The sequence below is a fragment of the Thiobacillus sp. SCN 63-57 genome, from assembly GCF_001725555.1.
Lineage (GTDB): Bacteria > Pseudomonadota > Gammaproteobacteria > Burkholderiales > Thiobacillaceae > Thiobacillus.
In genome coordinates, this window is sequence record NZ_MEGP01000057.1 from 1 (window position 1) to 6396 (window position 6396).

The window sequence follows — 6396 nt, forward strand, 5'->3', positions numbered from 1 at the left end:
GACATGGTCGACGACGCCGAACTGCTCGAGCTCGTCGAAATGGAAATCCGTGAACTCCTGTCCAAGTACGACTTCCCGGGCGACGACACCCCCATCATCGTTGGCTCCGCCCTGAAAGCCCTCGAAGGCGACCAGAGCGACATCGGCGAGCCCAGCATCATGAAACTGGCCGACGCCCTCGACAACTACATTCCCGAGCCCGAGCGCGCCATCGACAAGCCCTTCCTGATGCCCGTTGAAGACGTCTTCTCCATCTCCGGTCGCGGCACCGTCGTCACCGGTCGTGTCGAGCGCGGCGTCATCAAAGTTGGCGAAGAAATCGAAATCGTCGGCATCGTCCCCACCGTCAAGACCACCTGTACCGGCGTCGAAATGTTCCGCAAACTGCTCGACCAGGGTCAGGCAGGCGACAACGTCGGCGTCCTGCTGCGTGGCACCAAGCGTGAAGAAGTCCAGCGTGGCCAGGTTCTGGCCAAGCCCGGCTCCATCAAGCCGCACACCAAGTTCTCGGCCGAGATCTACGTGCTGAGCAAGGACGAAGGGGGTCGTCACACCCCGTTCTTCAACGGCTACCGTCCGCAGTTCTATTTCCGCACCACCGACGTCACGGGCAGCATCGAATTGCCGGCGGGCACCGAGATGGTGATGCCTGGCGACAACGTCAGCATCAAAGTCTCGCTGATTCAGCCGATCGCCATGGACGAAGGTCTGCGTTTCGCCATTCGCGAAGGCGGTCGTACCGTCGGTGCGGGTGTCGTGGCCAAGATCGAAGAGTAAGGCTCAATAATGCAAAACCAGAAAATCCGCATCCGCCTGAAGGCGTTTGACTACAAACTGATCGACCAGTCCGCGCTCGAAATCGTGGAAACCGCCAAGCGCACGGGCGCCGTGGTCAAGGGCCCGGTCCCGCTGCCGACCTCGATCGAGCGTTTTGACGTGCTGCGTTCGCCCCACGTCAACAAGGCGTCGCGCGACCAGTTCGAGATCCGTACCCATCGCCGCCTGATGGACATCATGGACCCGACCGACAAGACGGTCGATGCCCTGATGAAGCTGGATCTGCCTGCCGGCGTGGACGTCGAAATCAAGTTGTAAAAAGCGGGCGGCTTGGGTATACTGCCGCCCCTTCAGTTGTACCAATAGTCGCCGGTCAATTGTAATCGGCACCTAAAACCCTTGTCCGCAGCTTCGGCTGCCGGCTTGAGATAGGAAATACAAAGATGAGTATCGGGCTCGTTGGCCGCAAGGTCGGCATGACCCGCATTTTTACCGAGAACGGTGCGTCCGTTCCGGTGACGGTGCTGGAAATGTCAAACAATCGTGTGACGCAAGTGCGCACGCCAGAAAATGACGGTTATTCCGCTGTGCAGGTTGCTTATGGCAGCCGTCGCAATAGCCGTGTCAATAAATCGGAAGCCGGACATTACGCCAAGGCGGGTGTGGATGCGGGCGAGCTGCTGCGTGAATTCCGCGTGCCTGCCGACGTCGCCGCCCAATACCAGGCGGGCGCCACGGTTTCTGTCGAGGTGCTTCAGGCGGGGCAGAAGGTGGATGTTACCGGTGTGACGCAGGGTAAGGGCTTTGCGGGCACCATCAAGCGCCACAACTTCAAATCGCAGCGCGCCACCCATGGCAACTCGCGTTCGCACAACGTGCCGGGCTCGATCGGCATGGCGCAGGATCCGGGTCGTGTTTTCCCGGGCAAGCGCATGTCCGGCCATATGGGTGCGGTCACCTGCACCAAGCAGAACCTTGAGGTTGTGCGTGTCGATGCGGAGCGTGGTCTGGTGCTGTTGAAAGGCGCCGTTCCGGGTTCCAAGGGTGGTCATGTCGTGGTGCGCCCGGCAGTGAAAGGGGGTGCCTGATGGATTTGACGATCATTAACGAGCAGGGGCAGGATGTGACCAGCCTCGCTGTTTCCGACGAAACCTTCGGTCGCGACTACAACGAAGCGCTGGTGCACCAGGTGGTGACCGCGTTCCAGGCCAATGCGCGCAGCGGAAACCGCGCGCAGCAGACGCGTGCCGAGGTGACGGCTTCCACGCACAAGCCGTGGCGCCAAAAAGGCACCGGCCGCGCGCGTTCCGGCCGTACCTCCAGCCCGATCTGGCGTGGGGGTGGCGTGACCTTCCCGAACAAGCCGAACGAGAACTTCACCCATAAGGTGAACCGCAAGATGTATCGTGCCGGCCTGGCGACCATCCTGTCGCAGCTGGCGCGCGAGGGCAAGCTCAAGGTTGTCGAAAGCCTGGGCATCGAGTCCCCCAAAACCAAGGTGCTTGCCAACAAACTCAAGTCGATGGGTTATGGCAAGGTCATGATCATTGCCGACAGTGTGGACGACAACCTGTGGCTGTCTTCGCGCAACCTGCCGAACGTCTACGTGGTCGAGCCGCATCAGGCCGATCCGTGGAGTCTGGTCAAATTCGGTAACGTGCTGATCACCAAGGCGGCGGTCAAGCAGTTTGAGGAGATGGTGTGATGAGTGCGATCAGTCAGGAGCGTCTGCTCAAAGTCATTCTCGCGCCGGTGATCTCCGAAAAGAGCACGCGCGTGGCCGACAAGCTGAACCAGGTTGTTTTTCGTGTGTTGCCCGACGCAACCAAGCAGGAAATCGGCGCAGCGGTTGCCAGCCTGTTCAAGGTTGAGGTGACGGGTGTGCAGGTGCTGAACGTCAAGGGCAAGGTCAAGCGCTCCGGTCGTGTCATGGGTCGCCGTGACAACTGGAAGAAAGCGTATGTCACCCTGAAGCCGGGTCAGGACATCGACTTCGCGTCCGGTCAGTAAGGGAGAAAATCATGGCATTGATCAAAGTCAAACCTACCTCTGCCGGTCGCCGCGCGGTCGTCAAGGTCGTTACACCTGGCCTGCATAAAGGCAAACCCGTTGCTGCACTGCTCGAGCCCAAGAAGCGCGGTTCGGGCCGCAACAACAACGGGCATATTACGGTTCGCCACAAAGGCGGCGGTCACAAGCAGCATTACCGCGTGGTCGATTTCCGTCGCAACAAGGACGGCATTCCGGCAACTGTCGAGCGCTTGGAGTACGACCCCAACCGCTCCGCGCACCTCGCCCTGCTGTGCTACGCGGACGGCGAGCGTCGTTACATCATTGCCCCTCGCGGCATTGCCGCGGGTGCTCAGCTGGTGAGCGGCGCCGAAGCGCCGATCAAGGCCGGCAACTGCCTGCCGCTGCGCAGCATCCCGGTCGGCAGCACGGTGCACTGCGTCGAAATGATGCCGGGCAAGGGCGCGCAGATCGCACGTTCCGCTGGCACCTCGGTCCAGTTGCTGGCGCGCGAAGGCAGCTACGCTCAATTGCGTCTGCGTTCGGGTGAAATCCGCAAGGTGCACGTCGACTGTCGCGCGACCCTGGGCGAGTGCGGCAACGAAGAGCACAGCCTGCGTTCGATCGGCAAGGCTGGCGCAATGCGCTGGCGCGGTGTTCGTCCGACCGTGCGCGGTGTCGTGATGAACCCGGTCGACCACCCGCATGGTGGTGGTGAGGGTCGCACCGCGGCGGGTCGTCATCCGGTCAGCCCGTGGGGTACGCCGACCAAGGGGTATCGTACCCGCAGTAACAAGCGCACCTCCAACATGATCGTCCGCCGCCGTCACGCGCGCTGATTGAGGTAGAAAGATATGGCACGTTCAATTAAAAAAGGCCCGTTCGTCGACGGGCACCTGCTGAAAAAAATTGAAGCCGTTCGCGGTTCCAATGACAAGCGCCCGATCAAGACCTGGTCGCGTCGTTCCACCGTGTTGCCCGATTTCATCGGTCTGACGATTGCGGTGCACAACGGCCGCCAGCATGTGCCGGTGTTCGTGACCGAAAACATGGTCGGCCACAAGCTGGGTGAGTTTTCCCTGACGCGTACCTTCAAGGGCCACGTTGCGGACAAGAAGGCGAAGAAATAAGGAGCGCATGATGGAAGTTTCTGCAATTTTGCGTGGTACCCGCCTGTCCGCACAGAAAGGCCGTCTGGTTGCTGACCAGATCCGCGGTCTGCGCGTGGAGAAGGCGCTGAACATTTTGGCCTTCAGCCCGAAAAAAGGCGCGGGCATCATCAAGAAGGTGCTCGAGTCGGCCATCGCCAATGCCGAGCACAACGAAGGTGCCGACATCGATACCCTGAAGGTCAAGACGATTTATGTCGACCAGGGGTCGGTGCTGAAGCGCTTCACCGCCCGCGCCAAAGGCCGTGGCAACCGTATTAGCAAACCGACCTGTCACATCACCGTGACTGTCGGCGATTAAGGAAGCGGCATGGGACAAAAAATACATCCGATTGGGTTCCGTCTTGGTGTTCAACGCATCTGGACGGCCAAGTGGTACGGTTCGAACCGCAACTTCTCAAGCACCCTGCTTGAGGACATCAAGGTTCGTGACTATCTGAAGAAGAAGCTTGCCCATGCTTCGGTCTCGAAGGTGCTGATCGAACGCCCGGCGAAGAATGCGCGCATCACGATCTTCAGCGGCCGCCCCGGCGTGGTGATCGGCAAGAAGGGTGAAGACATCGAAGTGCTGCGCGGTGAACTGGCGCGCCTGATGTCGGTGCCCGTTCACGTCAACATCGAAGAAGTGCGCAAGCCGGAGACCGATGCCCAGATCATCGCCGACGGTATCGCCCAGCAGCTGGAGAAGCGCGTGATGTTCCGCCGCGCCATGAAGCGCGCGATGCAGAACGCGATGCGCCTGGGTGCCCAGGGCATCAAGATCATGAGCTCGGGCCGTCTGAACGGTGCCGAGATCGCGCGTACCGAATGGTATCGTGAAGGTCGTGTGCCACTGCATACCCTGCGTGCCGAGATCGATTACGGCTTTGCCGAAGCGAAAACCACCTACGGCATCATCGGCATCAAGGTGTGGGTTTACAAGGGCGACGCGCTGAACCGTGGCGAGCAGCCTGTAGCCGCCGAACAGGAAAAGCGCGGCAAGAAATCGGGAGTGAAACATGCTGCAGCCAGCTAGAAGAAAATATCGCAAGGAACAGAAGGGCCGTAACACCGGCTTGGCAACCCGCGGTGCCGATGTGAGTTTTGGCGATTTCGGCCTGAAAGCCGTCGGTCGTGGCCGTCTGACCGCGCGCCAGATCGAGGCTGCGCGCCGTGCGATGACTCGCCACATCAAGCGTGGTGGTCGTATCTGGATCCGTATCTTCCCGGATAAGCCGATTTCCCGTAAGCCGGCCGAAGTGCGGATGGGTAACGGTAAAGGCGCCCCGGAATACTACGTGGCTGAAATCCAGCCGGGCAAGGTTTTGTACGAAATGGATGGCGTGAACGAAACGCTGGCGCGCGAGGCATTCCGCCTGGCGGCAGCCAAGTTGCCGATCGCGACCACCTTCGTGACCCGCATGATCGGGAGCTGAGTGATGAATACGAAAGAAATGCGCGGCAAGAATGCCGCAGAATTAAAGCAGGAACTGGAATCGCTGTTGCGCGCCCACTTTGCATTGCGTATGCAGGTGGCCACCCAGCAGTCGAGCAAAACTGCTGATTTGGGCAAGCTGCGTCGCGATATTGCCCGTGTCAAGACCATTATGCGCGAGAAGGCGGGTCAAGCATGACTGAAGTCAAGAAGATGGTGCGCACGCTCACGGGGCGTGTGGTGAGCGACAAGATGAACAAGACGGTCACGGTTCTGGTTGAGCGCCGCGTGAAGCATCCGGTCATCGGCAAGGTGATCCGCCTGTCGAAAAAGTATCATGCCCACGATGAAAACAACGAGTTTCACGAGGGTGACATGGTTCAGATCGAGGAATCGCGCAAGCTTTCGCGTACCAAGGCGTGGACCGTCAGCAAACTGATTGAGCGCGCTCGCGTATAAGGCTTGCATCAGGTGCTCAAACCCGGTATAGTGCCGGGTTTTCCGGTTGGTGAGCCGGTTTTGAACCCGGTTCGCTGACTCAAGCAATCCCGCATCATGCGGGTGTTCTCCCGAACGGGTTCCAAAACTAGCCGCCTCTGTGGTGGATAAAGTTGGAGGCAATTAAATGATTCAGATGCAGTCCGTATTGGACGTGGCAGACAACACCGGTGCGCGCTCCGTCATGTGCATCAAGGTGCTGGGCGGCAGTCATCGCCGTTATGCAAGTGTGGGCGACATCATCAAGGTCAGCATCAAGGATGTTGCACCGCGTGGCCGCGTGAAGAAGGGTGATATCTACAACGCCGTGGTGGTTCGTACCGCCAAGGGTGTTCGTCGCCCCGACGGTTCGCTGGTGCGCTTTGACGGCAATGCTGCCGTGTTGCTGAACAACAAATTAGAGCCGATCGGTACCCGTATTTTTGGGCCGGTTACCCGTGAGTTGCGTACCGAGAAGTTCATGAAGATCGTCTCGCTTGCGCCCGAGGTTCTGTGAGAGGGAATCATGGCACGAATTCGTAAAAGCGA

13 protein-coding genes are annotated in these 6396 nt (G+C 59.6%); all 13 read left to right on the top strand.

The window, feature by feature from the left end:
* The coding region (locus ABT23_RS14645) for an elongation factor Tu (protein ID WP_296636920.1) at positions 1-777 on the top strand (777 nt) is incomplete at its 5' end.
* Positions 778-786: 9 nt separating this feature from the next.
* Positions 787-1095, top strand: coding sequence for a 30S ribosomal protein S10 (rpsJ, locus tag ABT23_RS14650; RefSeq protein WP_296636924.1), 309 nt, complete (start codon positions 787-789; stop codon positions 1093-1095).
* A 125-nt stretch (positions 1096-1220) separates the two neighbouring features.
* A complete protein-coding gene (gene rplC, locus ABT23_RS14655) occupies positions 1221-1865 on the top strand; it encodes a 50S ribosomal protein L3 (RefSeq protein WP_296636927.1) in 645 nt (214 codons plus the stop codon).
* Complete coding sequence (gene rplD, locus ABT23_RS14660; RefSeq protein ID WP_296636929.1) at positions 1865-2482, top strand: 50S ribosomal protein L4; 618 nt, start codon at positions 1865-1867, stop codon at positions 2480-2482. Before rplC ends, rplD begins: the two co-directional genes overlap by 1 nt.
* Positions 2482-2787, top strand: a complete 306-nt coding sequence (rplW, locus tag ABT23_RS14665; protein WP_296636932.1) for a 50S ribosomal protein L23 — start codon at positions 2482-2484, stop codon at positions 2785-2787. The genes rplD and rplW overlap by 1 nt, the downstream gene beginning before the upstream one ends.
* An 11-nt stretch (positions 2788-2798) precedes the next feature.
* Positions 2799-3626: a 50S ribosomal protein L2 gene (rplB, locus tag ABT23_RS14670; RefSeq protein WP_296636934.1), complete on the top strand. Its 828-nt coding sequence runs from the start codon at positions 2799-2801 to the stop codon at positions 3624-3626.
* A 15-nt stretch (positions 3627-3641) separates the two neighbouring features.
* Positions 3642-3917 carry a 30S ribosomal protein S19 gene (gene rpsS / locus ABT23_RS14675; protein ID WP_018079505.1) on the top strand — a complete coding sequence of 92 codons (276 nt, stop codon included), beginning with the start codon at positions 3642-3644 and terminating at the stop codon, positions 3915-3917.
* Between the two features lie 10 nt (positions 3918-3927).
* Positions 3928-4257, top strand: coding sequence for a 50S ribosomal protein L22 (rplV, locus tag ABT23_RS14680; protein ID WP_296636941.1), 330 nt, complete (start codon positions 3928-3930; stop codon positions 4255-4257).
* A 9-nt stretch (positions 4258-4266) separates the two neighbouring features.
* Positions 4267-4971: a 30S ribosomal protein S3 gene (rpsC, locus tag ABT23_RS14685; RefSeq protein ID WP_018507839.1), complete on the top strand. Its 705-nt coding sequence runs from the start codon at positions 4267-4269 to the stop codon at positions 4969-4971.
* Positions 4955-5371, top strand: a complete 417-nt coding sequence (rplP, locus tag ABT23_RS14690; RefSeq protein ID WP_018507840.1) for a 50S ribosomal protein L16 — start codon at positions 4955-4957, stop codon at positions 5369-5371. The genes rpsC and rplP overlap by 17 nt, the downstream gene beginning before the upstream one ends.
* Before the next feature lie 3 nt (positions 5372-5374).
* A complete protein-coding gene (rpmC, locus tag ABT23_RS14695; RefSeq protein WP_018507841.1) occupies positions 5375-5569 on the top strand; it encodes a 50S ribosomal protein L29 in 195 nt (64 codons plus the stop codon).
* Positions 5566-5829, top strand: coding sequence for a 30S ribosomal protein S17 (gene rpsQ, locus ABT23_RS14700; RefSeq protein ID WP_018507842.1), 264 nt, complete (start codon positions 5566-5568; stop codon positions 5827-5829). The genes rpmC and rpsQ overlap by 4 nt, the downstream gene beginning before the upstream one ends.
* 166 nt (positions 5830-5995) lie before the next feature.
* The gene (gene rplN / locus ABT23_RS14705) at positions 5996-6364 is read left to right on the top strand and encodes a 50S ribosomal protein L14 (RefSeq protein WP_296636938.1); all 369 of its coding nucleotides are present in this window, start codon (positions 5996-5998) and stop codon (positions 6362-6364) included.
* Positions 6365-6396: the final 32 nt, after the last annotated feature.